The organism is Streptomyces sp. CB09001 (assembly GCF_003369795.1).
Taxonomy (GTDB): Bacteria; Actinomycetota; Actinomycetes; order Streptomycetales; family Streptomycetaceae; genus Streptomyces.
Map to the genome: position 1 here is coordinate 665,550 of NZ_CP026730.1, position 23,472 is coordinate 689,021.

General features: G+C 72.9%; 19 protein-coding genes and 1 pseudogene. 10 read left to right on the forward strand and 10 right to left on the reverse strand.

Annotation, left to right across the window (positions count from 1 at the left end; translation table 11 throughout):
• The first annotated feature begins 57 nt into the window (after positions 1-57).
• The 6 genes from C4J65_RS03095 to C4J65_RS03120 all read left to right on the forward strand — a co-directional run bounded on the left by C4J65_RS03095 (position 58) and on the right by C4J65_RS03120 (position 6,551).
• A complete protein-coding gene (locus C4J65_RS03095) occupies positions 58-717 on the forward strand; it encodes a hypothetical protein (RefSeq protein ID WP_115740979.1) in 660 nt (219 codons plus the stop codon).
• A 50-nt stretch (positions 718-767) separates the two neighbouring features.
• A complete protein-coding gene (locus tag C4J65_RS03100; RefSeq protein WP_115740980.1) occupies positions 768-2,525 on the forward strand; it encodes a tryptophan 7-halogenase in 1,758 nt (585 codons plus the stop codon).
• Between the two features lie 79 nt (positions 2,526-2,604).
• Positions 2,605-3,201 (forward strand): sigma-70 family RNA polymerase sigma factor, encoded by a 597-nt coding sequence (locus C4J65_RS03105; protein WP_115740981.1) that lies wholly within the window; start codon positions 2,605-2,607, stop codon positions 3,199-3,201.
• Between the two features lie 104 nt (positions 3,202-3,305).
• Positions 3,306-3,959, forward strand: coding sequence for a hypothetical protein (locus C4J65_RS03110; protein WP_240330368.1), 654 nt, complete (start codon positions 3,306-3,308; stop codon positions 3,957-3,959).
• Between the two features lie 92 nt (positions 3,960-4,051).
• Positions 4,052-5,629, forward strand: a complete 1,578-nt coding sequence (locus tag C4J65_RS03115) for an AarF/UbiB family protein (protein WP_115740983.1) — start codon at positions 4,052-4,054, stop codon at positions 5,627-5,629.
• 43 nt (positions 5,630-5,672) lie between these two features.
• Positions 5,673-6,551 (forward strand): SAM-dependent methyltransferase, encoded by an 879-nt coding sequence (locus tag C4J65_RS03120; protein ID WP_115740984.1) that lies wholly within the window; start codon positions 5,673-5,675, stop codon positions 6,549-6,551.
• Between the two features lie 58 nt (positions 6,552-6,609).
• Here C4J65_RS03120 and C4J65_RS03125 read toward each other — a convergent pair whose 3' ends face one another.
• From C4J65_RS03125 to C4J65_RS03165, 10 genes and pseudogenes are all read right to left on the reverse strand, one after another.
• Positions 6,610-7,851: a wax ester/triacylglycerol synthase domain-containing protein gene (locus tag C4J65_RS03125; protein ID WP_115740985.1), complete on the reverse strand. Its 1,242-nt coding sequence runs from the start codon at positions 7,849-7,851 to the stop codon at positions 6,610-6,612.
• Positions 7,852-8,047: 196 nt separating this feature from the next.
• Complete coding sequence (locus tag C4J65_RS03130) at positions 8,048-9,112, reverse strand: FAD-binding oxidoreductase (RefSeq protein WP_346265857.1); 1,065 nt, start codon at positions 9,110-9,112, stop codon at positions 8,048-8,050.
• A 95-nt stretch (positions 9,113-9,207) separates the two neighbouring features.
• Positions 9,208-9,369: pseudogene (locus tag C4J65_RS36495) on the reverse strand (FAD-dependent oxidoreductase); the annotation flags it as partial.
• Entirely contained in the window at positions 9,366-9,965 is a 600-nt protein-coding gene (locus tag C4J65_RS03135) for a flavin reductase family protein (RefSeq protein ID WP_205350949.1), read from the reverse strand. The gene C4J65_RS03135 and the pseudogene C4J65_RS36495, both read right to left, overlap by 4 nt.
• Positions 9,937-10,404, reverse strand: coding sequence for an aromatase/cyclase (locus C4J65_RS03140; RefSeq protein ID WP_115740986.1), 468 nt, complete (start codon positions 10,402-10,404; stop codon positions 9,937-9,939). Before C4J65_RS03140 ends, C4J65_RS03135 begins: the two co-directional genes overlap by 29 nt.
• Positions 10,405-10,485: 81 nt before the next feature.
• Positions 10,486-11,922 (reverse strand): aminotransferase class III-fold pyridoxal phosphate-dependent enzyme, encoded by a 1,437-nt coding sequence (locus tag C4J65_RS03145; RefSeq protein ID WP_115740987.1) that lies wholly within the window; start codon positions 11,920-11,922, stop codon positions 10,486-10,488.
• Positions 11,919-13,040 carry an SDR family oxidoreductase gene (locus tag C4J65_RS03150; protein WP_115740988.1) on the reverse strand — a complete coding sequence of 374 codons (1,122 nt, stop codon included), beginning with the start codon at positions 13,038-13,040 and terminating at the stop codon, positions 11,919-11,921. The genes C4J65_RS03145 and C4J65_RS03150 overlap by 4 nt, the downstream gene beginning before the upstream one ends.
• Before the next feature lie 54 nt (positions 13,041-13,094).
• Positions 13,095-14,228 (reverse strand): acyl-CoA dehydrogenase family protein, encoded by a 1,134-nt coding sequence (locus C4J65_RS03155; RefSeq protein ID WP_115740989.1) that lies wholly within the window; start codon positions 14,226-14,228, stop codon positions 13,095-13,097.
• Positions 14,229-14,300: 72 nt separating this feature from the next.
• The gene (locus tag C4J65_RS03160) at positions 14,301-15,263 is read right to left on the reverse strand and encodes a DUF2156 domain-containing protein (protein ID WP_115740990.1); all 963 of its coding nucleotides are present in this window, start codon (positions 15,261-15,263) and stop codon (positions 14,301-14,303) included.
• Positions 15,247-15,753 carry a hypothetical protein gene (locus C4J65_RS03165; protein ID WP_115740991.1) on the reverse strand — a complete coding sequence of 169 codons (507 nt, stop codon included), beginning with the start codon at positions 15,751-15,753 and terminating at the stop codon, positions 15,247-15,249. Before C4J65_RS03165 ends, C4J65_RS03160 begins: the two co-directional genes overlap by 17 nt.
• Before the next feature lie 161 nt (positions 15,754-15,914).
• Between C4J65_RS03165 and C4J65_RS03170 the strand changes: the two genes are divergently transcribed.
• From C4J65_RS03170 to C4J65_RS03185, 4 genes are all read left to right on the forward strand, one after another.
• The gene (locus C4J65_RS03170) at positions 15,915-17,390 is read left to right on the forward strand and encodes a PLP-dependent aminotransferase family protein (protein ID WP_115740992.1); all 1,476 of its coding nucleotides are present in this window, start codon (positions 15,915-15,917) and stop codon (positions 17,388-17,390) included.
• A gap of 146 nt (positions 17,391-17,536) precedes the next feature.
• Positions 17,537-19,126 carry an alkaline phosphatase D family protein gene (locus tag C4J65_RS03175; RefSeq protein WP_115740993.1) on the forward strand — a complete coding sequence of 530 codons (1,590 nt, stop codon included), beginning with the start codon at positions 17,537-17,539 and terminating at the stop codon, positions 19,124-19,126.
• A gap of 153 nt (positions 19,127-19,279) precedes the next feature.
• Positions 19,280-20,683: an SWIM zinc finger family protein gene (locus C4J65_RS03180; RefSeq protein WP_115740994.1), complete on the forward strand. Its 1,404-nt coding sequence runs from the start codon at positions 19,280-19,282 to the stop codon at positions 20,681-20,683.
• Positions 20,680-23,409 carry a DUF6493 family protein gene (locus C4J65_RS03185; RefSeq protein ID WP_162832993.1) on the forward strand — a complete coding sequence of 910 codons (2,730 nt, stop codon included), beginning with the start codon at positions 20,680-20,682 and terminating at the stop codon, positions 23,407-23,409. The genes C4J65_RS03180 and C4J65_RS03185 overlap by 4 nt, the downstream gene beginning before the upstream one ends.
• Positions 23,410-23,472 lie beyond the last annotated feature (63 nt).

A 23,472-nucleotide genomic window follows, 5' to 3' on the forward strand; every position in this document is an offset into this window, starting at 1 on the left:
GTAAAGACAGATGAGAAGGACACAGCCAATAGATCGTGAGGCAAGGGGGGTTGAGCCATGGTCGCAGGGCCCGAGATGCCGGAGGTTCCCGATCCCGGTGGGAGCGGGGCAAGTTCACACTCCGATCCGCCGAAGGCGTTGCCCGAGGCGTGGCAGCCTCTGCTCGGCCGCCCGGCTCTCGCGGAGCTGCTCGGGCACCCCCTCGCGGGCGCCGCCCTGAAGGAGATGTGCCGGCTCCTGCCACCCCGGGTCGCCGTGCACTCCCTGCGGACGTTCCTGCTGGCCGACGCCTGTGCGCGGACCCACGGGACCGCCTACGACCGGGTCGGTCTGCTGGCCGCCGCGGCGTTCCACGATGCCGGGCTGGCAGGGCGTACTCCGCTCGGGCGCGGTGGATTCCCGTGCCGCTCCGCCCAGTTGCTCGACCACTTCCTGGCCCGGCACCAGGTGGGCACGGTGCGGCGCACGACCCTCACGCGTGCGGTGCGCGAGCACATGCGGCCGTTCCCCGCTCGCGACGCCGGACCCGAGGCGCGGCTGCTGCACTTCGGCGTGTGGCTGGACGTCACCGGGCGCGGCGAGCGGCAAGTACCCGGTGATCGCCGCCTGTTGGCCCGACTGGCGCCCACCCCCTGGTTCGCCGCGTCCTTCTCCGCCCGGTTGGTGGCCTGCGGGCTGCGCCGGGTGCTGCCGGTCTCCCCGGTCACCCACCGGTGACCGGGGAGCCCCGGCGGCTCGCCCTTCCCGTCGCGAAAGGAACCGCAGACATGCAAGAAGACGAGCGTGTTTTCGATGTCGCCATCGTCGGAGGCGGCATCGGCGGGACGATGCTGGGGACCGTACTCGCACGTCACGGTGTGCGTGTGCTGCTGCTCGAAGGCAGTGGCCACCCCCGGTTCGCCATCGGAGAGTCCACCGTCCCTGAGACCACGTTCGGGCTCCGGGTCCTGGCCCGCCGCTACGACGTCCCCGAGCTCGATCACCTGGCGACCAACGCGGCACTGCGCCGCCACGTGTCGTCGAACAGCGGGGTCAAGCGAAACTTCAGCTTCATCTACCACCGGGAAGGTGAGCCCACCCGGCCCGACGAGTGCACCCAGTACCCCACCTGGGGACCTCCGCTCGGTCCCGACTCGCACTACTTCCGGCAGGACGTGGACGCGTACATGTTCCACGTCGCCGTGTCCTACGGCGTGACCGCGTACACCCACACCATGGTCGACGACGTGAAGTTCGAGGAGGACGGCGCGACTCTCGTCACCCGGGACCGGGGCACCTTCCGGGCTTCGTACGTGGTCGACGCCGGCGGCATGCGGGCGGTCCTGCCCGAGCGCCTCGGGCTGCGGCAGGAACCGCCCTACCGCACGAGGTCGCGCACGATCTTCACGCACATGGTGGACGTGCGTCCCTTCGACGCCGTGGCGCCTTCGCGTGCACAGCACGGCATGCCCAGCCCGTTCAGCCAGGGAACGCTCCACCACATGTTCCCGGGCGGATGGTTCTGGGTCATCCCGTTCGACAACCAGTCGACCAGCACGAACCAGTTGTGCAGTGTCGGCCTCAACCTCGATCTCGACCAGCACCCCCGGCCGGAGGGCATCTCGGCGGAGGAGGAGTTCTGGCAGTACGTGCGCCGGTTCCCCAGTGTGGCCCGGCAGTTCGAGCGGGCGCGGGCGGTCCGGCCGTACGTGTCCACCGACCGTACCCAGTTCGCCTCGCAGAAGGTCGTCGGCGACCGGTGGTGCCTGCTGCCGCACGCCAGTGACTTCATCGACCCGCTCTTCTCCAGCGGTCTCGCCGTCACCGTGATGGCGCTCAACGCCCTGGGCCACCGGCTGATCGACGCCGTACGCCAGGACGACTTCGACACCGCCCGGTTCGCGTACCTGGACCACTGGACCAAGCGCATGTTCCGGTTCTACGACGACCTGGTGTCCTGCAGCTACATCGCGTTCGACGACTTCGACCTGTGGAACGCCTGGAACCGCGTGTGGACCATCACCACGCTGTACGGCACGAACGCCCAGAACCAGGTCGCCGTGACGTTCGAGAAGACGCACGACCCGGCCTGTTTCGACATGCTGGAGCAGCCGCCGTACCGAGGTCTCCAGGGTATGGACAACCCCTGGGTGGAGCGGATGTTCGACCAGTCGCGGGACGCCGTACTCGCCTATCGTGCGGGCGAGTTGACGAAGGAGCAGGCGATCGCACGCATCTACGAGCTGCTGGGCGAGAGCGGACTGGTCCCGGCGGTGTGGGGCACCCTGGACCCCGACGACCGGTGCCCGTCCGGGGTGTTCACCCTCTGGCCGCTGATGAAGATCCTGCTGTGGGGCAAGTACCGCTCACCGCAGCACGTCCGGGGCTCCTACTTCACCGGCGGAGCCCGGCTGGTGGGCAAGGAAGCGGTCCAGGCGTACACCACCGAGCTGCGCGCCGGCAGCTCCCAAGTGCACCAGACCGTACGGGACATGTGGCGCAACTGGAACCGCGACTGGGCGCGGCGGCCCGCTCCTCGGAAATGAGCACGGAAAAACATTCCTGCCGACTGACGGAGGCACATATTCCGGTTTGCCGCTCCAGGGCCTCGGGTAGGAAAACCACATGGCCGAACAAATGGAAAGTCGGCCGCGGTTCTCCCTGCTCAATCCGAGAGACAACGGGCTGCAATCCACGATGGTGCGACATTCCACCTGCCAATCGCCCGCTGAATGCTCCTGGGAAGAAATCTTCCAGCATCAGGACCGCCTCATGCGGCTGGTTCGGCGAAGACTACCAAGTTTTCAGGACGCCGAGGACTGCGTTCAGGAAACCATGGCCCGGGCAGCCGCCCACGCCGCGTTGGACAGGAATCGACTCGGTGCCTTTCTGACGTCCGTGGCGCTTCGCCTCTGCATCGACTTCTACCGTGACATGGAGCGTCGCAGCAGACTCCTCCAGCGTGCGGCGCTCGCGGAAACTCCGGGTACGACTGAGGAGGACGTCTGCGACGAGGACTTCGGCAGATGGCTTCTGGGTCAGGTACAACACCTGCGGGGGCGGGAGCAGGAGGTCATACTCGCCCGCGCCAAGGGTATTTCCACTGCGGAATTCGCCCGCATACACAACATCTCCGTCAAGGCGGCCGAAGCCGCCTTCACCAGGGGCCGCGCACGATTGAAGAGCGTCTGCGCGAAAGCCTTGGAAGGCTGTGCCCGATAACACCCGAAAACCGCACCTCTCCCATCGCAGAGAAACGGAAAGGGACCCCACTCATGGGCAATAGCAAGAACGTCCAAGACATCTTCAAGGATTTGGTCGGTGATATGACCGACAGCTGGAAGGAGGCTTTCGACGACCTCCTGAACCGAGACGACGACTCGGGATCGTCGCGCGGCTCGGGATCGTCGCGCGACTCCGGCAACGCCGTCAGCACGCTGGCCGGGCTGCCCCCGAACGCCCTCGCCGCACTGGCCGGGGCCGTCAACCCGGCGACCGCGCTCGCGGGTGTCACCAATCCGCTGGCCGCCCTCGGCGGGATCGGCGCGGCCGGCAACCCGCTCGCCGGCCTCGCAGCGCAGAACCCCCTGGCCGCGCTCACCGGTGCCGCGGGCGGCGGCAACCCGCTCGCGGCCGCGCTGGGCGGGGCGGGCAACCCCCTGGCCGCACTGGGCGGGGCGGCCAATCCGCTCGCCGCGGTCGGCGGCGCGGCCGGCGCGCTCGGCGGGCTCGGTCAGCTGGCCGGAGGCCTCGGACACGCGGCGAGCGGGGCGGGCGACCTGATGGCGCTCCCGTCCCAGCTCACCCAGCTGCTCCAGGTGCTGCCCAAGCTCCTCGAGGCGGTCCAGGGCCTGCAGAACCTGACCAACCTGCCGGCCCAGGCCGGTCAGCAAGGGCTGGCGGCCCTGCAGGGCCTGACCGGTCAGCAGGGGCAGGGCGGGAAGCCGTCCCAGGGCGGACAGTCCTCGACCTCGGGCTGACCGGCCGTGCCACCGTCCCGCCCGGCCGTCTCCGTGGTGCACGCCGACCGCCGTTCCGTACCCGGGTCCCGATCTGAGGAGGATCACACACGATGACGTCTGTCGTCGGCGATCGGCTGCGTCTCGTGGTCAGGGTCCTGGGCAGCCTCGTGGCCGACGAGGTGGGACAGGCGACCCGGCTGCGAAGACGTACGAAGCGGGACACGCAGTCCCCGGCGGAGGGCCTCGTCGGCTCCGCCGGGTCCGCGGCCGAGGCCACCGCCGGGGCGGAGCAACGCCGCGCCAAGGCGGTACGGCATGCCCTGGAGAGCCTCGGTCCCTTCTATGTGAAACTCGGCCAGGTCCTCTCCACCCGGCCCGACATGGTCCCCCAGTCCATCCGGGACGAACTGCAGAACCTGCACGACGAGGTCGACGTCCAGCCGTTCTCGGAGTTCGAGCCGGTACTGGCCCGGGACCTCGGGCCGAACTGGAAGCTGCGCTTCGACGACATCGAGACCGTCGCCCCGCTGGGGGCGGCGTCCCTCGCCCAGGTCTACCGCGTGACGCTGCCCGGTGGGCGCGCGGCCGTGGTGAAGATCCAGCGACCCGGCATCCGCGAGGGCGTACTCGCGGACATGGCCCTGATGCGCCGGGCGTCGAAGATCGTGGCCCGCGTCGCTCCCCGGTTCAACGAGGTCATCGACATGGAGGCGATGCTCGGCTCGGTCTTCGACGCCATGGAGCCGGAGCTGGACTTCACCGGCGAGGCCCGCAACATGGACGAGGCCCGCGGGCAGGTCCGGTCGTTCCGTTCGCTGGAGGTGCCCCGGGTACTGCACGCCAGCCCCCGGGTCCTCGTCCAGTCGCTGGCCGACGGCAAGTCGGTGCGGCACGTCGACCGCGCCCACTTCACGGACGACGAGCGCGTGGAGATCGGCAAGGACCTGCTGCGGTTCATGTACCACGGGTACTTCGTCCATCGCTTCTTCCACGCCGACCCGCACGCCGGCAACGTCTTCGCCGCTCCCGGCGGACCCGCGACGCTGATCGACTGGGGCATGGTCGGCCGCCTGGACCGCAGGACCAGTCTTCAGCTGCTGCCGCTGTTCATGACCTTGGCGCAGAACGACGGGGCCGGGCTGGCGCGGCACTGGGCGGAGATGGGCCGGCTGACGCCGTGGGCCAACATGCCCGCGTTCGCCGCCGACATGGCCGCGTTCGTGCCCACGGTCTCCCATCTGTCACTGGAGGACATGAACTTCGGCGTCGCGCTCACCACTGTGCTGGCCAAGGCGACCAAACGCGGCATCGGTTCGCCGCCGGCCGTCTCACTGCTGGGCAAGTCCTTCGCGAACCTCGACGGTTCGGTGCGGTGTCTGGCTCCCGAGATCACGCTGCCCGAGGTGTTCCAGGCGGAGGTGCCGAAGATCCTCTTCGCACTGGGCCGCGAGTTCCTCGGCCGCAACCAGTTCGCCCGGAACTCCATGGAGCTTCTGCTGGCCGCCGTCACCAGCCCCGAACAGGTCCGGGGCGTTCTCTCCGACGTGGCCAACCGTCAGTTCGCACTGAACATCCACGAGCCGCGCACCCCCGCCGCGATGGGCGGCCAGCGGCCCACCCGCCCCTCCGGAAGCCTGCTCGCGCTGGGCGCCGCGGCCTTCCTGCTGGGCCGTCGCCGCTCCGGATGATCCGGGTCCGCACAGCCACCCCGCCCCACCTCAAGGAGATCCCATGCCGGAATCCACGCGTCCGCAGTCACCGTTCGCGCCGACCGTCACGACCCCGCACGGCATTTCCCGCGCGGCGCTCTGGACGGCCGCCGCACACGCGGCGGAGAGCCTCCGGCCCGCGCCGATCGTCCGCGACCCGTGGGCCGCCGACTTCCTCCACGCGGCCGGGTTCGACGGGGGCCCGCCCGGTGACGGACCGCTGCAGCGCCTGCTGCCCGACTATCAGGTGGTCCGCACCCGCTTCTTCGACGACTACGCTCTCACCGCGGCCCGTTCGGGCTGCCGCCAGGTGGTACTGCTCGGCGCCGGTCTTGACACCCGTGCCTTCCGGCTCGACTGGCCGACCGGGGTGCACGTCTTCGAGGTGGAGGACGCGGCCGTACTGGCCTTCAAGGAGCGCGTACTGGACGGGAGCCGGCTCGCCTGCGGACGCCGCACCGCCGTCGAAGCCGACGGCACGGCATCCTGGAGAGAGGAACTCGGGGCGGCGGGATTCGATCCCGGCAGGCCCACCGCATGGCTCTGCGAGGCACCCCTGTACTTCCTCCGGCCCCCGGAGGTGGCGGCCGTCGTCACCGCGATGACCGAGCTCTCCGCGCCCGGCAGCATGTTCGGCGCCGAGTGCGTGAACTCCGCCGCCACGTCCTCCCCGTTCGTCGCGCCCTTCATGGACGCCCTGTCGACGATCGGACTGGCCTGGAACTGGCAGATCGCCGATCCGGAGCGCTGGTGGGCCGAGCACGGCTGGGACGCGGCGGCCGCCGACCTGTACACGCTGCCGTACGCGGTCGAGCGCCTCTCCCCGTATCTGCCGCTGATCGGCACGGCCGCCGCGGAGAGCGTATTCCTCACCACCGGAACGCTGCGCGGCACTCCCTGACACGGCACCACGCGCAGGCCCCGGACGGTGCGTCCGGGGCCTGCGCGTGGTGCCGTGGCTACGGCCGCTCCAGCTCCAGCAGCGCCGCGAGCCACAGGTCGGGAAGTTCGTCCGCGGTCGCCAGGGCCTCGTCGTGAACGACGGTCAGGCACGCGGTGTCGTGCTGGCTCGTCAGCGTCGTCACACACCGGATGCCTGACGCGACGCCGGCGAAGACGGCCGCGCGACGGGCCGCGACCCCCTGGTGGACCAGGGCCGTGCCGAAGTTCACGCTGCTCACCGGGCCGGCCACGAACGCCCCGCGGACCAGGCGGGTACCGACGGTGGCGCCGAGCGGCCGCGGGGCGGCGGACAGTAGCAGACGCATGGCGTCGCGCCGCCGGCTCTCCCGCAGCCGGCCCGTGCGGGCGACGACCCGGGCCAGGGCCCGCTGGGGTGACTCCTCGTCGCAGGGCAGCAGGAGCCGGGCGGTGACCATGCGGTTGCCCGGGGCGTACTCCTCTCCCGGGGCCCGGACCGACATCGGGATCGACACGGGCAGCGGCGGATGGGCCGAGCCGGTGTCCTTCAGGTACCAGGTGCGGACGGCGTGGGACAGGGCCGCGAGGTAGACGTCCGTGACCGTGCCGCCGTGGGCGCGGGCGATGGCGCGCAGCCGGGACAGCGGCGTGTCGGCGTGGCAGACGTCGACGCGGTCCGTGGATTCTCCGTCGAACGCGGGTTTCGGGGTGGGCGCGCGGAAGGCGGCCACCACCTCGCTCAGGGCGTCCGCGAGGCCGTGTGCGGTGGGCCGGGCGGGATGCTGTGGGGCCGGTCCGCCCTCGGGGTGGTCGCCGAGGAGAGCGCGGGCGGTGTAGGCGGCGCCCATGCCGTCCTGGAAGGTGTGGTCGGTTCGGTAGACCAGGGTGTGGCGGCCCGCCGGGCCGTGGACCAGCCACACGTCCCAGGGCGGCCGGTCGTCCGTGCTCATCGGCCGGGACAGCATCAGGCGGCTGGTCGCCGACCCGTCGGTGTCCTCGGGCAGCCACGCCTCGTGCACATGCCGGTCCACCGCGATCCGGTCCACTCGCCGGAATTTCCTGCGGTCCCGTGCGATGCGGTAGCGCAACGTCGGGACGCGGTGGACGCGTTCGGCGACCCGCGCGCGTACGGAGTCCAGGGTGGGGGCCCGGCCTTCGAACCCGAACGTGAACGCGAGGGGCACCGGGTTGCCGCCCGTCGCCAGGTGGAAGGCGACATCTACGGTTCCCATGGACAGGGCCGACGGCGGGCGGCCGTCCGTACCGAAGTCGGGTCGCATGGTGGAACCTCCTGGTCGGGCTCTGAGGGTCGGTGGGGCTGCGTGGCTGGTCTGCCGCAGCTGGGGTCCGCTGCTTGTGGCCTGGGTGCGGTCCGTGGCTTGCGGTCTGCGGAGCTGTGGTCTGCGGGGCTGGAGTCCGCGGTCTGCGGAGCTGGGGTCTGCGGAGCTGGGGTACGGATGCGGGCCGCGCCCGCCGTCAGCATGCATGTCGCGCGATTCGCCCCAGTGTGTCCACGTACGCCCGCAGCAGGGGCCGAACGGGTCCGCGTGCGGGCAGGCGCGGGGCCCGGGAGCGGTGCCACGGGAGCGGTTCGCCGGGTTCCGGCTCGCCCAGCAGGGCCGCGGCCACGTGCGCGCCGTGCGCCACGGACAGGGCGAGTCCGTGTCCGCAGCAGCCGCCGATGTACCAGACGTCGTCGAAGCCCGGCACCGGCCCCACCACCGGCAGGTCGTCGCCCGTCATGCCGATGCGGCCGGACCAGCGGTGGGTGACCCGTACCCGGGCGAGGTCCGGATGCAGGGACCGCAGCCATCTCTCCAGCCAGGCCCAGGCACGCTCCCTGGCGGCCTGGAGACGGGCCGCGCCGATACCCCCGGGGACCGTGGCGGTACCGCCGCCCGCCACCAGCCCCTGGTCCGGGAGCAGCCGGAAGTACGGCGCCAGAGGGACGGCGTCGACGACGGAGTGTCCGGCGCGCCCGCCCAGGGCCTCGTAGGCCGGGGCGCTCAGCGGTTCGGTGGCGACGGCGTACACCTCGAGCGGCAGGACGGTGCCGACCGGCAGGTCCAGTGCCTGCGCGGCCGAGTTGACGGCCAGCACCGCCTGACCGGCGTAGAGCCTGCCGTGCGGGAGGACCAGCTCGGGGCCGACCAGATCGCCGGGGCGGAGGGCCAGCAGCGGGCTGCGGCCGTAGAAGCGCACGCCTTTGTCGGCGCAGGCACGGGCGAGGGCGCAGGTCAGGGCGGCCGGGTCGAGGGTCGCGGCGGGGCGGTGCAGGAGTGCCGCCCGGTAGGGCACACCGACCCGGTCGCGGATGCCGGCCGGGGTGAGGACGGGGACGTCCAGACCGAGTTCGCGGCAGGCCCGGGCCTGGCGGGCGAGTGCCGCCAGGCCCGCGGACGACCGCGTGGCCACCAGCTGCTCGCCGGGCCGCAGCCCGCAGGGCACGTCGAGCCGGGCGCACAGGGCGAGGACGTCCCGCACCGCCCGCTCACTGGCCCGGTGCATCCTGCGCGCCGTCTGCGGACCGAAGCGGCGCACCGCGCCGTCGACCGCGGGGCCGGCCCGGGGCCCAGCAGACCGGTGCCCCGGCCGCTGGCGCCGGCCGCCGGGTACTCGGCGTCCACCACCGCGATGTCGAGCCCGGGCGCCCGCTCCGCCAGGTGGTAGGCGCAGGACAGCCCGGCCAGCCCGGCCCCGACGACGGCCACGTCCGCGGTGACCACGCCGTGCAACTGGGGCTGCGTCGGCAGTTCCGCGGGGTCCCAGTACGGCGTTCCGGCCGGCGGCCTGGTCATCCCGCGGCGTCCGGCACCGGCTCGGTCAGCGCACCGAACCGGCGGTCGTGCCACAGCAGCGGGCGTCCGCCGCCCACGTGCACGGCGGCGACCCGGCCGACGACGAGGTGGTGGTCGCCGTAGCGGCGTACGTCCTCGGTCAGGCACACCGACCAGGCGAGCGCGCCGGCCAGCACGGGGACACCCAGCACCTGCCGGGTGTCGGTCCCGGCGAACCGCTCCGCCGCGGTCGTGGTGGGGGACGCGAACCGGCCCGCGAGCTCCTGCTGTTCCTCGCGCAGCAGGTGCACGGCGAAGGTCCGCCGGCCGCGGACGGCGGCGAGGGTGCGGGAGCCGTCGCGCAGACAGGCAAGGAGCAGCGGCGGGCGGGCGGAGAGCGAGGTGACGGCGGACACCGTCATGCCCAGCGGGCCCTCCTCGCCGCGGGCGGTCACGACGGTCACGCCGGCGGCCAGCTTGGCGTACAGACCGAGACAGCGGGCAGCACCGGGCCCCGGTTCCTCGTGCAGCGCTTCCCCGCGCGGCGGGTCGGCGGCCGGCGGCGGGGCGCCCGCGACGGCCGCCCGGTCAGTCACCAGCCGCAGCCGCGCGCTCATCGATCACCTCCGCGCCCGCAAGGCCCCGCAGCACGCGGGCGACGTTGGTCCGCAGGGTCGACTCGGCCACCGGGTCGAGGATCTCGGCCATGGACGGGATGCCGAGGTCGAAGGCCGCGGTGTAGACGACGAGCGTGCCGCCGTCCCTCGCTTCGCAGCGCCAGCTCCCCTCGAAGGCCTGGAAGTCGCCGCTGAGCTGTTCGAAGGCGATGGAGTACGTCTCGGGCGAGTAGGTGTCGCGTTCCCGCCACCGCATCAGGCCGCCCCGGAACTCGACGGTCCAGTCCGAGGTCGTGGAGCCGTCGGGCAGCGGAGGCTCGACGTGCACCTCGCGGAAGGTGTCGCTGTACTCGGGAAAGCGGCGGAAGTCGCTGATGCGGGCGTAGACGTCGGCGGGTGCCAGTTCGTCGGCGAGGGCGTGCAGGACCACGTGGCGCATGGGTCGTTCGGTTCCTTCCCGGAGGGTTTTCGGACGCGGGTGTCCGGAGCTGGTGGCTGGCGCCGGCGCCAGGAGCCGGTGTCAGCCGGTCATACGGTCGGCCGTGCCGCGCAGGGCCGCGCCGAGGGTGGTGAGGAACAGGTCGAGCGCGGCGTCCTCGACCACGGCCGGCGGGGTCAGCCGCAGCACCCGGGTGGAGTTGAGGGAGTTGTTGACGAGCACACCGCGGGAGATCAGTTCCAGCAGCAGTTCCCCGACCGCCTGTTCTTCGGCGAACTCGATACCGATCAGCAGACCCCGGCCGCGCACTTCGCGGACCAGTCCGCCCTCGTACGGCGCGCACACGTCCCGTACGGCGGTGAGGATGCGCGGGCCGAGCGCGGCGGCCCGGGCCACGGTGTCCTCCTCCTCCATGGCCCGTACGGTGGCGAGGGCGGCGGCGCAGGCGATCGGCGAGGCGCCGAAGGTGGAGGTGTGCAGGTAGGGGTCGCGGCTGAAGGGGGCGTAGGCCTCCGCGGTGGCGACCATCGCGGCGACCGGTACGACACCGCCGCTGAGTCCCTTGCCGACGAGCAGCACGTCCGGACGCACGCCCTCGGCGTCGACGCCCCACCAGGTCCCCAGCCGTCCCATGCCGGTCTGGATCTCGTCGACGACCAGCAGGGCGCCGTACGCCCGGCACAGCGCCCGCACCTGGCTGAGATAGCCGGGGCGGGGGATGCGTACGCCGCCCTCGCCCTGGACGGGTTCGACGATGACGCAGGCCCGGTCGCGGCGGGCGGCCAGTGCCTGTTCGAGGTCGGCCGGGTCGTCGTAGGCCACCTGGGTGACGTCCGGGAGCAGGGGCTGGAAGGGCGTCTGGTACGTGGCGTTGGCGGTGACGCTCAGCGCGCCGAGGGTCTTGCCGTGGAAGCCGCTGCGGGTGGTGATCACCGAGGTGAGTCCATGGGCGCGGGCCAGTTTCAGGGCCGCCTCGGTGGCCTCGGCGCCGGAGTTGACGAAGTGGACGTAGTCGAGGCCGGGCGGGGTGTGGGCGGCCAGGGCCTGGGCGGCCCGGGCGGCGACGGGTTCGAGGAGGACGCGGCTGGCCAGCGGGTGGGTGTCGATCTGCCGGTGCACCGCTTCGACGACGGCCGGGTGGCGGTGGCCCATGATGAAGACGCCGTAGCCGCCGAAGTCCAGGAAGCGGCGGCCGTCGTCGGTGTGGATCCAGACCCCCTCGGAGCGGACCTCGGCCATGCCGCCCATGACCCGGCCCATCACGGCACGGCCGGAGCCGATGTGCTTCAGGTAGAGGTCCACGATGTCGGGCCGGTCGGCCGACGCGGCGGTTCCGGCGCGCGGGGCGGAGGGCTCGGAGGACGGGGCGGAGGTCGGCGTGGCGGTCCCGGAGCGCGGCCCGGCGGTCCCGGTGGTCGAGGCAGAGGACCCGGCGGACGGCCCGGTGGTCCCGGTGGTCGAGACGGAGGACCCGGCGGACGGCCCGGCGGTCCCGGTGGACGGGGGTGACACGGTCATGACGCCACCTCCGTGGGGGCGGTCGCGGCGGATCGGTTCCGGGTGAGCAGGCCGGCCCTGTCCGCGGCCCAGCTCTCCGCGTTGCGTACGAGCGCGGCCCGGATGTCGGTCCGGGCCAGGCGGGTGCCGCAGTCGGGTTCGCCGAGGGAGGTGTCGAACGGCAGCTCCCGCTGGAAGACCAGCAGCAGTTCCGCGTAGTACTCCAGCCGCCGCCTCAGGGACGCGGGCAGCGAGGTGCCCTCCAGCATGGGCAGGAGCAGCCGGTGAACGGCATCGACCGGGATGAGCCGGGGCCGCTGGGGCCGGGGCAGGCCGTGGCGTACGGCGACGTCCGCGCAGACGTCGGCGAACTCCCGCAGCCCGATGGCCTCCTTGCCGGCCGTCAGCCAGTACTCCCCGTCGGCCACACCGCCCCGGACCAGGTCGCCGATGGCCCGAGAGACATAGTCCTGGGGCACCATGTCGATCCGGGTCTCGGGGGCTCCGGGCAGCACCGGGGCCTGCCCCAGGACCATCGAGCCGATCGTCCTGGTCAGCCCCTGCTCACCGGCGATCCGCCCGCTGACGGAGTCACCCATGACGACCGAGGGCCGGACGATGGCGCCGGGCACGCCCGCCTCGCGTGTCATCTGTTCGGCCCCGGCCTTGGAGTCGAGGTAGGCGGCCGCACCCGGGAACCGCCGACGGTCCTCCTCGGTGGGGGTGTTGGCCACGAACGCGGTACTCACCAGGTACAGCGGGGCGTCGGCCCGGGCCGCCAGGTCGAGCATGTTGTCGGCACCGCGCAGATTGGTGCGCGTGATGTCCTGTGGCGGGGTCCGCCAGTTGGTCTCGGCGGCGCAGTGCAGCACCACGTCCACCTCAAGGGCCAGTTCGTGCCAGGCCCGTGGGCTCAGGCCGAGCCGGGGAGCGACCAGGTCGCCCTGGAGCTCGCGCACCCGCGGATCGCGCAACGGTGTGTTGCGGCGCAGGCACAGCAGGTCGAAGTCGGGTGACAGCTCGTCGATCAGGACACGTCCGAGCACTCCGGAACCGCCGGTGAGCAGCAGGGAAGGGCGGTCGCGCCGTCCCGTACGGCCGACGGGCAGGAGGGCGAGGCGCTGGTTGTCTGACGGCATGGGGGTGTGTTCTCCCAACGGGTCTCGGCACACCGATGGACGGTGGGGGCGCGGTCAGGCGATGGCGAGTGGCCGGTCCGCCAGGTACGCGGAGAACGGGGCGGTCATCCTGGAGCGCGACGGCGGGTGCAGGGAGAGTCCGTTGGCGCAGGCGGCCAGGTGGCCCACCTCGTCGGACGTCATGAAGTTGAGGCCGCCGAGGAGTTCGACCGCGCGCGGGACGACTCGGGCGATGGCGTCCTGGACGCCGTAGCGCGCGTACAACGCCTGTGCGAGCGCCGACTCGTCGAGGTCACCGGCGTCGATACGCCGGGCGACGCCCTCGGCGGTGGCCATGGCGGCCTCGGTCTCGACGAAGAGGCGTACGCGCTCGTGCTCGGGGATCCGGTCGTTCAGCAGCACCCGCTCCACCAGCGCGCTCGCGGCGCCGAGGTAGCTGCCCGTCATCAGCGTCTGGAACCAGATCAGACCGGCTGTCTGAAGTTCGTCGAGCTGTTCGCCGGAGGTCGTCGCGGTGCGCAGCAGGAGTTCCGGCGGTACGAGGACGTCGGTGAGCGTGACCTGTTCGCTCTCGGCCCCGGCGAGGAAGGCGCTGGACCAGAAGCCGCTGACGCTCATCCCCTCGCTCTCCGCGGGCACGAGGGCTACGGCGAGTTCGTCGCCCTGCCCGTCCTCGCGCGGGATCAGCACGCTGGCGGTGAGCACGTCCATGGAGTGGGCCAGGCTGCACGGCCGTTTGACGCCGTTGATCCGGACGCCGTCCGCGGTCACCGTGGCGGTCATCGACGGGTCGAGGATGCCCGCGCCGCTGCGGCCCTCGGCGAAGCCGGAGGCGATCACGCGGTTGGACGAGGCCACGCCCTCGATCAGCATCCATTCCAAGCCGTCGCCGAGGCCGCCGATCCCGACCAGGGTGGCCATGGAGAAGTGATGCATGGTGGTGGCCACGGCCAGGGACGGCGAGCGGCTGCCGATGGCCCGCTGCACGCGCAGCGCGTCGAGCGCGGTGGCGCCCCGGCCCTGGTGGGCCTCGGGGACGAGCAGTCCTGGACCGCCGCTGTCCCGGAAGTGCCGGATGCCCGGGCTGCCCGGCCGCTCCAGTTCCATCAGCGGGGCCTCGCGCAGGGCGGGGTCCAGTTCGGGCAGCAGCTTCGCGAGGGTGGCGCGTTCACGCTCTAGGAATCTCATGGGCGTGCGGTCCTCCAGGATGGGATGAATACGGAATCGGGGCGGCACTCGCGCGGCCGTGGACGCGGTGGCTCAGAGGGCGTTGGTGGCGCGCAGCAACTGCCAGACCGCGCCGGGGCGGGGCCTGCCGCGGAAGGCGATGTACTCCGGCAGGACCACGTGCGGGGCCCACTTCTGCTTGTACTCGAGCTGGGAGGCCGCCGGGTAGATCGCGTCGCCGTGCTCGGCCAGGAGACGGGCGAACCGGGTGAACATACGGCTGGCACCGGGCAGTTCGTGCTCCGGGTCGAGCCCGGTGAACGGGGTGAAGCCGAAGTGCAGCCAGCCCGCTCCCTCGGCGGTGAGCCGTTCCACGACGGTGGCGTTGAGCGCCTCCATCACGCCGGGCGGAGCGTCGGGGCGGCGCCGGCTGAGGTCGTGCAGCCAGCCGGAGCGGCTGCCGTAGACCGGCGAGTAGTTGATGTAGCCGGCCGTCTCGCCGTCGATCCGGCCGACGAACAGACGGCGGTGCCGCTGCAGACTCCCGTTGCGCTGGCCGACGAGGAAGCGCAGCTCCTTGACGTGCCGGCCCTTGTCCCGCAGCCAGCACTGGTCGATCCGGTCCAGTTCGGCGCAGTCGTCGCCGGCCATGACCTCGGCGACTTCCAGGCCCGCCCGCCGGGCGCGCGAGATCTTGTTCCGCAGCCGGACGAACCGTGAGCCGCGCAGCGTGAAACGGCTCAGGTCGACCGCGTACGACGCCCCGAGCTGGTTGACCGTGAAGCCGTGCGCCGCGTACAGCTCGGCGTCCGCCCGCTGCAGTTGCACGGCGACCAGACGGCGGCCGGCGTGGGCGGCGAACGCGTCCAGCAGGCGTGCACGGTGTTCCGGCGCGGTGAACGGGCCGCCGAATTGCAGCACGTAGCGGCCCGAGGTGCGATAGGCGCAGGCGCCGTCGAACCCGCCGTCGTGGAAGTACGCGTTCCCGCTGTTGAGGGCGAGAAAGGAACTGGGGTTGTCGCTGTGCGCGGCGAGTGTGTCAAGCACGGACGGCATCGGCGTCCTCCACGGCGGGCCGCGCGGCGGCGCTTTCCCCGGAATCCGCCGCCGAGTGGTACCGCTGCTCGAACCTGCGGAACTCCGGGGTGGTTTCCGGCTCGAAGGCGACACCGAAGGGTTTGAGGGAGTTCCCGAAGAGGGCCCGGTCGCCCATGAGGTGGATCGGGAGGGCCAGCAGGGCCCATTCCGGCCGGACGAACAGCGCCCACGCCCCCGCCAGGACACCCCCTGTGACCAGGCTGTGCATGGTGTTGTAGGCCACGTAGCAGGCGCGCGGAACGTGTCCGTCCGGGCTGCGCCGGAAGGCGATCGCGCCGGGCAGGTATCCGACGGCGTCGATCACCGCGAACAGCAGCACGAAGACGGCCCAGCGGATTTCCGTGAGGTGCTGGAACGCGAGCACCAGCGATACGGTGAGAAAGCCCAGCCATTCGAGTCGGGAGAGAGCGAAGGTGGTCTTCGTCTCGAAACGGTTCTTGGCGTCCACGGGCGCTCCTGGATTGCGCGTACGATTCCGGGGCGCGGTCTCGGCCTGCCCCCTCGCTGTGGTCTGTCACTCCGGTTTACGCACCAGCGGGTCCAACCCCTCGTAAAGTGGGGATGATTGAGAAGGCGTGGTGCAGACGTGATGTTCGGGGGGCTTCTTTCATGACGCCGTCGACCGGTCCGGGCGACCCTCCTGGCGGCCCTCCGGGCTCCGCCGCCGGCAGCGCGGCCTGGGAGTTGCTGCTGCCCGCCGTCTCGGCACCGGCACGCGCGCGTGGCCGCGCCTTGCAGGAGGCCCTGCGCGACGCGGTCCGCTCGGGCCGGCTCACGCCGGGCACCCGCCTCCCGTCCAGCCGGGACCTGGCGGCCGACCTCAAGGTGTCGCGGGGGCTGGTGACGGAGGCATACGAGCAGCTGACGGCCGAGGGCTATCTGCGCAGCGGGCGGGGCGCGGGGACGTGGGTGGGGGACGCCGTACGGGCCGCCCGTCCGCGCGCGCGTGATCTCGCCCCGCGCTCCCCCGCCGATCGTGTCGACTTCGTGCCGGGGACACCGGATCTGTCGCTCTTCCCGCGCTCGGCGTGGGCCGCCGCGCAGCGGGGCGTGCTGACGGAGCTGCCGCACGAGAGCCTCGGCTACCCCGACCCGCGCGGCCTGCCCCGGCTGCGGACCGCGCTGGCCGAGCTGCTCGCGCGGCGCCGGGGCGTGGTGGCCGACCCGGAACGGATCATGGTGGTCTCCGGCGTGGCTCAGGCCACCTCGCTGCTGGCGGGCGTGCTCCACGCGCTCGGGACGCGCACCGCCGGTGTCGAGGACCCCGGCAGCCCTCAGCACCACGCCCTGTACGCCGCGGCGGGCCTCGGCACCGTGCCCCTCCCCCTGGACGACGAGGGCCTCGCCACGGACCCGCTGTACGCGTCGGGCGTCCGGCTCGTGGTGACGACACCGGCCCACCAGTTCCCCACCGGGATCGCCTACTCGGCGCGGCGGCGCACCGAACTGCTCGACTGGGCACGGTCCGTGGACGGCCTCGTTTTGGAGGACGACTACGACGGCGACTTCCGTTACGACCGTGCCCCCGTGGGCGCGCTCCAGGGGCTCGACCCGGAACGCGTCGCCTATACGGGCTCGGTGAGCAAGTCGCTGGCCCCGGGGCTGCGGCTGGGCTGGCTGCTGGTGCCCGACTGGCTGGCGGACGCCGTCGTCGAACGCAAGCGCACCACCGACCTGGGGCACCCGGCCCTCGACCAGGCTCTCTTCGCCCGCTTCGTCGAGCGCGGCGACTACGACCGCCAGCTCCGTGTCTGTCAGCGCGCCTACCGTGAGCGCCGCGACGCCCTGGTGGACGCGCTGGCCGAGCACTTTCCCGGCGCACGGGTCACCGGCATCGCCGCCGGCCTGCACGCCATCGCCACGCTTCCGGAGCGGTACGGGCCCGAGGACGGGTTCCTCGCGCGCGTGGGCGAGGCCGGCGTCGCGGTCCGCGGCCTGGCGGCGTACGGGCACGGCGGGGCGGCCGGGGGCCCGGGGGCAGGTGGTCCGGCGGCGGGCGAGGAGGTGCGGCTGGTGCTGGGGTACGCGCACCTGACGCCGGGACGGATCCGGGCGGGGCTGGAGAGGATGGCCCGGGCGGTGTGACGCTGGCCCTGCCACACGCGAGCGACGATCCGCCCGGGCCGTCCGGGTTGTTCACCCGCAATTTCCGTGGGCGCCTCGCCGTGCCAGTAGGTCTGGCTTCACACCGGCCCGGACACTGGCCGAATTCCGTCTCTGGAGGCGCATCCATGTCACCACGTCGTCCGTTGCCCGGCCGCCGCGGCGTCCTGCGCGGTTCGCTCGCCGCGTCGGCCGCCCTGACCCTGCCCACCGCCCTCGGGGCGGCGCCGGCGTTCGCCCGTTCCGGGCGGCCGGGGGCGGGCTGGGGCGTGCAGGCCGGAGACGTGACCTCGCACTCCGGTCTGGTGTGGGTGCGGTCCGACCGGCCGGCCCGGATGATCGTCGAGACGTCCGCGACCGAGTCGTTCCGCCACCCCCACCGCTGGCACGGTCCGCTGCTCGGGCGCGGCACCGACTTCACCGGCACCACCCGGCTGCGCGGCCTGCCGCCGGGCGAGCAGATCCACTACCGCGTGCTCCTCGCCGACCCGGACGACCCGCGCCGCACCGGCGAGCCGGTCACCGGCACCTTCCGCACCGTGCCGGTCCGCCGGCGCGACGGCGTGCGCTTCGTGTGGTCCGGCGACCTCGCGGGCCAGGGCTGGGGCATCAACCCCGACCTCGGCGGCTACCGCATCTACGACGCCATGGGCGCCCTGGACCCGGACTTCTTCCTGTGCAGCGGCGACAACATCTACGCCGACGGCCCCATCGCGGAGACGGCCGCCCTGCCCGACGGCGGCACCTGGCGGAACATCACTACCGAGGAGAAGTCCAAGGTCGCCGAGACCCTCGCCGAGTTCCGCGGCAACTTCCGCTACAACCTGCTCGACGAGAACCTGCGGCGCTTCAACGCGCGGGTTCCGTCGATCATCCAGTGGGACGACCACGAGGTGCGCAACAACTGGTACCCCGGTCAGGTGATCGCGGACACGGACGACCGGTACACCGAGAAGAGCGTCGACGTCCTGGCCGCCCGCGCCCGGCGCGCGTTCGGCGAGTACTTCCCGGTCTCCACCCTGCGCCCCGGCGCGCGCGAGGGGCGTGTGCACCGGGTGCTGCGCCAGGGCCCGTTGCTCGACGTGTTCGTGCTGGACATGCGGACCTACCGCAACGCCAACTCCCCCGGCGAACAGTCCGTTGACCCGCAGGGCATCCTGGGCCGCGAGCAGTTGGAGTGGCTCAAGCGGGAACTGGCACGGTCGCGTGCGGTCTGGAAGGTCATCGCGGCGGACATGCCGATCGGACTCGTCGTGCCGGACACCACCGAGGGCGCGCCCCACATCGAGGCGATCGCGCAGGGCGACCCCGGCGCACCCCTGGGGCGCGAGCTGCAGATCGCCGAACTGCTGCGCTTCGTCAAGCACCGCCGGATCACCGGCACCGTGTGGCTGACGGCCGACGTGCACCACACCTCGGCCCAGCACTACCAGCCCTCGCGGGCCGCGTTCGGTGACTTCGAGCCGTTCTGGGAGTTCGTGTCGGGGCCGCTCAACGCGGGCGCGTTCCCGGCCAGTGCGCTGGACGGCACCTTCGGTCCCGAACGGGTCTTCGTGAAGGCGCCGACCGCCTCGAACGTCTCGCCCGCGGGCGGCTACCAGTTCTTCGGCGAGGTCGACATCGACGGCGACAGCGCCGAGATGACGGTGCGGCTGCGCGAGCAGGACGGCACGGTGCTGTTCACGAAGGTGCTGCGGCCGGGCCGGGTGGGCCAGTAGTCCCGTAGCCTGTCGGGTGTGCCGCGCGCCGGCGTCATCCCCCGGTGCGCGGCCTCGCGCCGCCGTCGTGCGGCGGGTGCTTCAACCTCCCCTCCGCAGCGGTCGTATCCGCAGGTCAAAGCGATTGTCAGTGGTCGCCTCTACGGTTTTTCCATGACGCGATCTTTGCAGGCCGTGGCCTATCGACGACCCTCCGTGCTGGACTCCGCGGCGGGCGGACAGCACCTGGGGCTGGAAACCTCCCGGGGCGCGACGCCCGCCGGCGCCGTGGACCATCCGCGGTTCTTCGCCGGGTTCCTGACGTCTCCTCAGAAGGCGTCCGCGGCACTGCTCGCGGTGGCCGACGTGGCCGCCCGCCGGTACTACCAGCCGCAGCTGCGGGCCTCGCTCGACCCGGTGGTGACGGGCAGCGGCGACCGGCTCCGTTTCGAGTCCTTCTCCGGCTGCGGCGGGGTCTACGCCCGCCTGGACGTGCTGGAGGCGGGTCTCGACGGCGGCGAGGTCGGGCACGGCACGACGAACGTCGACGTCAACAACCCCTTGCGTGAGGCCCTGTCCCGGATCGGCGCCGACGACCCGCTGCATCTGCGGGTCGGCCCAGAGGAATTGGCCGTGACCACGGTGGACGGCCCGGTCGTGGAGAAGAAGGTGCCACTGCCCGACCGGTGGCTGCGCGGTTTCGCCGAGGCCCAGGTCATAGCGGCCGGCTTCGACCTGCGGGCCGAACTGGACGCGGCCGAGGCGGTGCGCTTCCTGCGCGCGCTGCCCCGCGGCGGCAGAAGCGGGGCGACCGGCCCCCGGTGGGTGGTGCCGTCCGGGCGTTCGCTGCGTCCGACGACGCGTGCGGTGCCCGGCGCGGTGTGCCTGCCCGGTCCGGAGCGGCTGGCCGCGCTGCAGCGCGTACTGCGGCACGCCACGGCCCTGCGGGTCTACGGACCGGCGGTCGCCTCGGGGGCCGCCGCCACCGCCTCCGCCTGGGAGGTGCTCCTGCCGGGCATGCGGCTCACCCTCACCCTGTCCCCCGACGCCTCGCGCGGGTTCTCCGGGGAGGGCGGTGTCCTCGACGCGCTCGCCACTGACGAGGCGGCCGCGGACGCCGAGCTGATCTCGGTGCTCCTCGCCTGGGAGCCGCGGATCGACATCGCCGACCTGGCCGCCGCCTCGGGCCTGACCGCCGAGCGGGTGCGTGCGGCGCTGGTCCGCCTCGGCACGTCGGGGCGGGTCGGGTACGACACCGCGGAGGCGGCCTACTTCCACCGGGAGCTGCCGTACGACGCCGAGCGGGTGGAGCGTCACAATCCGCGGCTGCGTTCGGCCCGCGCCCTGGTTGCGGCGGGCGCGGTCGCCCTGGACGGGGCGATCGGGACGGTCACGGCCGAGGACGGCCATGTCCACCGGGTGCGCGAGGAGGCGGGAGTGCTCTCCTGCAGCTGCCTGTGGTGGGCCAAGTACCGGGGCGGGCGCGGTCCGTGCAAGCACGCGCTGGCGGTACGGATGGTACGGCGGGGTTCCGGCGAGCCGCAGGGTGCGGTTCGGATCGACGGGGGTGCGCGATGACGACGACGGTGGCGAGTGCGGTGGCGACCCCGGCTGCGACCGCGACCGCGGACCCGACGGGGCTGCTGGTGGCGGCGGTGCGAGCGGGCCGGACGGCCGAGGTCGTGGCGCTGCTCGACGGCATGACGGACCCGGAGCGGCGCGCTTGCTTCCCCGAGTTGAAGACCGTCCGTCAGGAGCTGAGGGAGTCTCGCTGGTCCGCGGAGTCCCGCCGGGCCCACCCCGCCCTGCACGCGGCCGGGGCGGCGTGCCAGACCGGTGCGGCGGCCGTGGCGAACTGGCTCGCGGCCGTCGACATGCGCTGGTCGCAGGCGTCACCGGCGGTCCTGCTGCACGTGCTGGGCGACCGCGATCGCGGGTGGCTGGCCGACGTGGCGCACCGCCTCGCCCAGCGACCGGCCGCTTCCAACGTGTCGTACGAGCTGATGGCCGGCCTGGTGCGGTTGTCCGGCTGCCCGGTGCCGACGACGGAGGCGTACGTCCAGGGCTGGCTGACCCACGTCGGCGGCGGCTGGCAGCGCGGTGGCACGGTCTGCGACCGCCTGCGCCGGGACCCGCACCTCGCGGAGCTGGTCGCCGCCCTCTTCCGCACCGAAGGCGTCGGCGCGCAACTCGGATGGCTGTCCGGCGACGGACCCGAGAGCTGGACCAGCGCCCTGGCGCGGCTGAGCGGCGAGGGCGTGCTCGACCGGCGGGCCGTGGTCGACGCGTGCGTGGCACGGCTGCTGCGCGGGGGCGCACCGGCCGAGCTACGGGTGTTCCTGCGCCTGCTGAAGGACCTGGCCCTCACCCGCGAGGAGGAGCGTCTGCGGACGGCCGACTGGACGGCGCTCGCCTCGGACGCGATGCCGACGGTGGCCGCCCACGCCCAGTCGGTGCTGGGCGCCCTGGCCCTGGCCGGAGAGTTGCCCCCGCGGAGGTTCGCGGAAATGACCGAGGCGGTGCTGTTCCGCACCGAGAAGAAGCTCGTGCGGGCCCAGCTCGTGCTGCTCGGCAAGGTACTCACCAAGAACCGGTCCGCGGCCGGTGAGTTGCTGCCGGCCGCCGCACGGGCGTTCGGGCACGAGGACTCCGACGCGCAGGAGCGGGCGCTGAAGCTGGTCGAGCGGCACATCGGCAAGGTCACCGCCGCGGCAGTCCGGGAGGAGCTGGCCGGGGCGGCCGAGCAGTTGATCCCCGCCCTGCGTGCCCGGGCGGTGCGCACGCTGGGGGCGACACCGCCGGACGCTGTGCCCGTGGCCCACGAGGAGGTACTGCCTCCGCCGCCGCAGCCGGTGCGCCTGGCCCCCGCGCCCGCGGCGGCGGTCGAAGTCGCCGAGGAGATCAGTGCGTTGCTGGCCTCCGGAAGCGACGTGTCCGCGTTCGAGCGCGCCCTGGACGGGCTGGTCCGGCACGCCCACCTGGACCGGGAAGCCCTGCTGGCGGCCCTCGAACCGGTGGTCGCCCGCCGCTGGTGGGCCGAGGCGGAGCTGCGCCACGGCCACCGGTCGGACGACTTCTTCGCCCGCCGCCACGAACTGTTCGACGGCGCACGCGCCTTCGACCTCCTCCTCGCGACCCTGTGCGAGAAGGTCCGGACGGACACCTTGCACCGGGTGGTCAACAACGGCCTGACGAACTCCGGCTGTGCGCACAACTCCCTGGCCCGCCCCTTCGAGGCCCGGGTGTGGGAGGTGGCCCACCGGCTGCGCACCGATCCCCAGCCGTTCCTGCTGGCCACCCCCACCTGGAGCACGGGTCTGCTCGAACCCGGCGAGCTGGTGGACCGCCTGGACGCCTACCGCCGCGCGGGCGCCCGGATCGCGGCGGTCGACTTCGGCCAGGCACTGCTGCGGGTGCGGCGGGACGACCGCCCGGCGGCGCTCGCGGCGGCGGAACGCGCGGCGGCACTGGGGACCGATGAGGGGAAGCGGCTCGCGCGTTGGTTGCTCACCGAACGGACCGCCCCCTCCGCCACGCGGCGGACGGCGGACAGCCGGATCCTGGTGGAACTCGGCGAGGTGCCCGACCTCCGGTCGGAGGAGTTCCCCGCCGCACTGCGGCTGTTGGGGCGTCCGGTGAACCCGGACTCCGACCGCTGGTACTGCAGTCACTGGCGCGGCGAGATGCGCCCGCACTGGTTCGCCCTGCTGCCCGAGCGCCCGGAGCTGGTGGCCGCGCGGCTGCTGCGGGACGTGTCCGAGGCAGCCGTGCACGACCAGCAGGGCGCCGCCGCCGCGGTGCTGCCCCACCTGGCCGACGCGGACGGCGAGACGGGCGAGGCCGCGCGTCTGTCCGTGGCGTACGGGCTCGGCGCGCGGCACGCCGAGGACCGGCTCGCCGCGGTGGACGCCCTGCTGATACTGGCGGCGCGCGGTCGGCTGGAAGCCGACCGGCTGGGCGCGGATCTCGGCCAGCTGGTCCGGCGCGGCGCGGTGAAGCCGGCGCGGCTCGCCGACGCGGTGCGCACCGCCGCCGCGACGGGTGCGCACGCCACGGTGTGGAAGGTCCTGCGCCAGGTGCTGCCCGTGCTGCTCGCCGACCTCTCCACGGGTGCCGCGACGACTTCCTCGGCCCGTGGGCTCGGCGAACTGCTGGCCGTTGCGGCCGAGTCTGCCGAACGGACGGGCGAACGGGGCCCTCTGCCGCACCTGTCGGGGGTGGCGGACCGCCGCGGCACGTCACGGCTGGTGACACAGGCGCGGCGGCTCCGGGAGGCGCTGACGGCGGCACCCGCGACCGCCTGACGCCCATATCGACACGAAAGGCAAGAACGCCCCAGAAGTCTTCTTTACCCATCGGTCACAGAG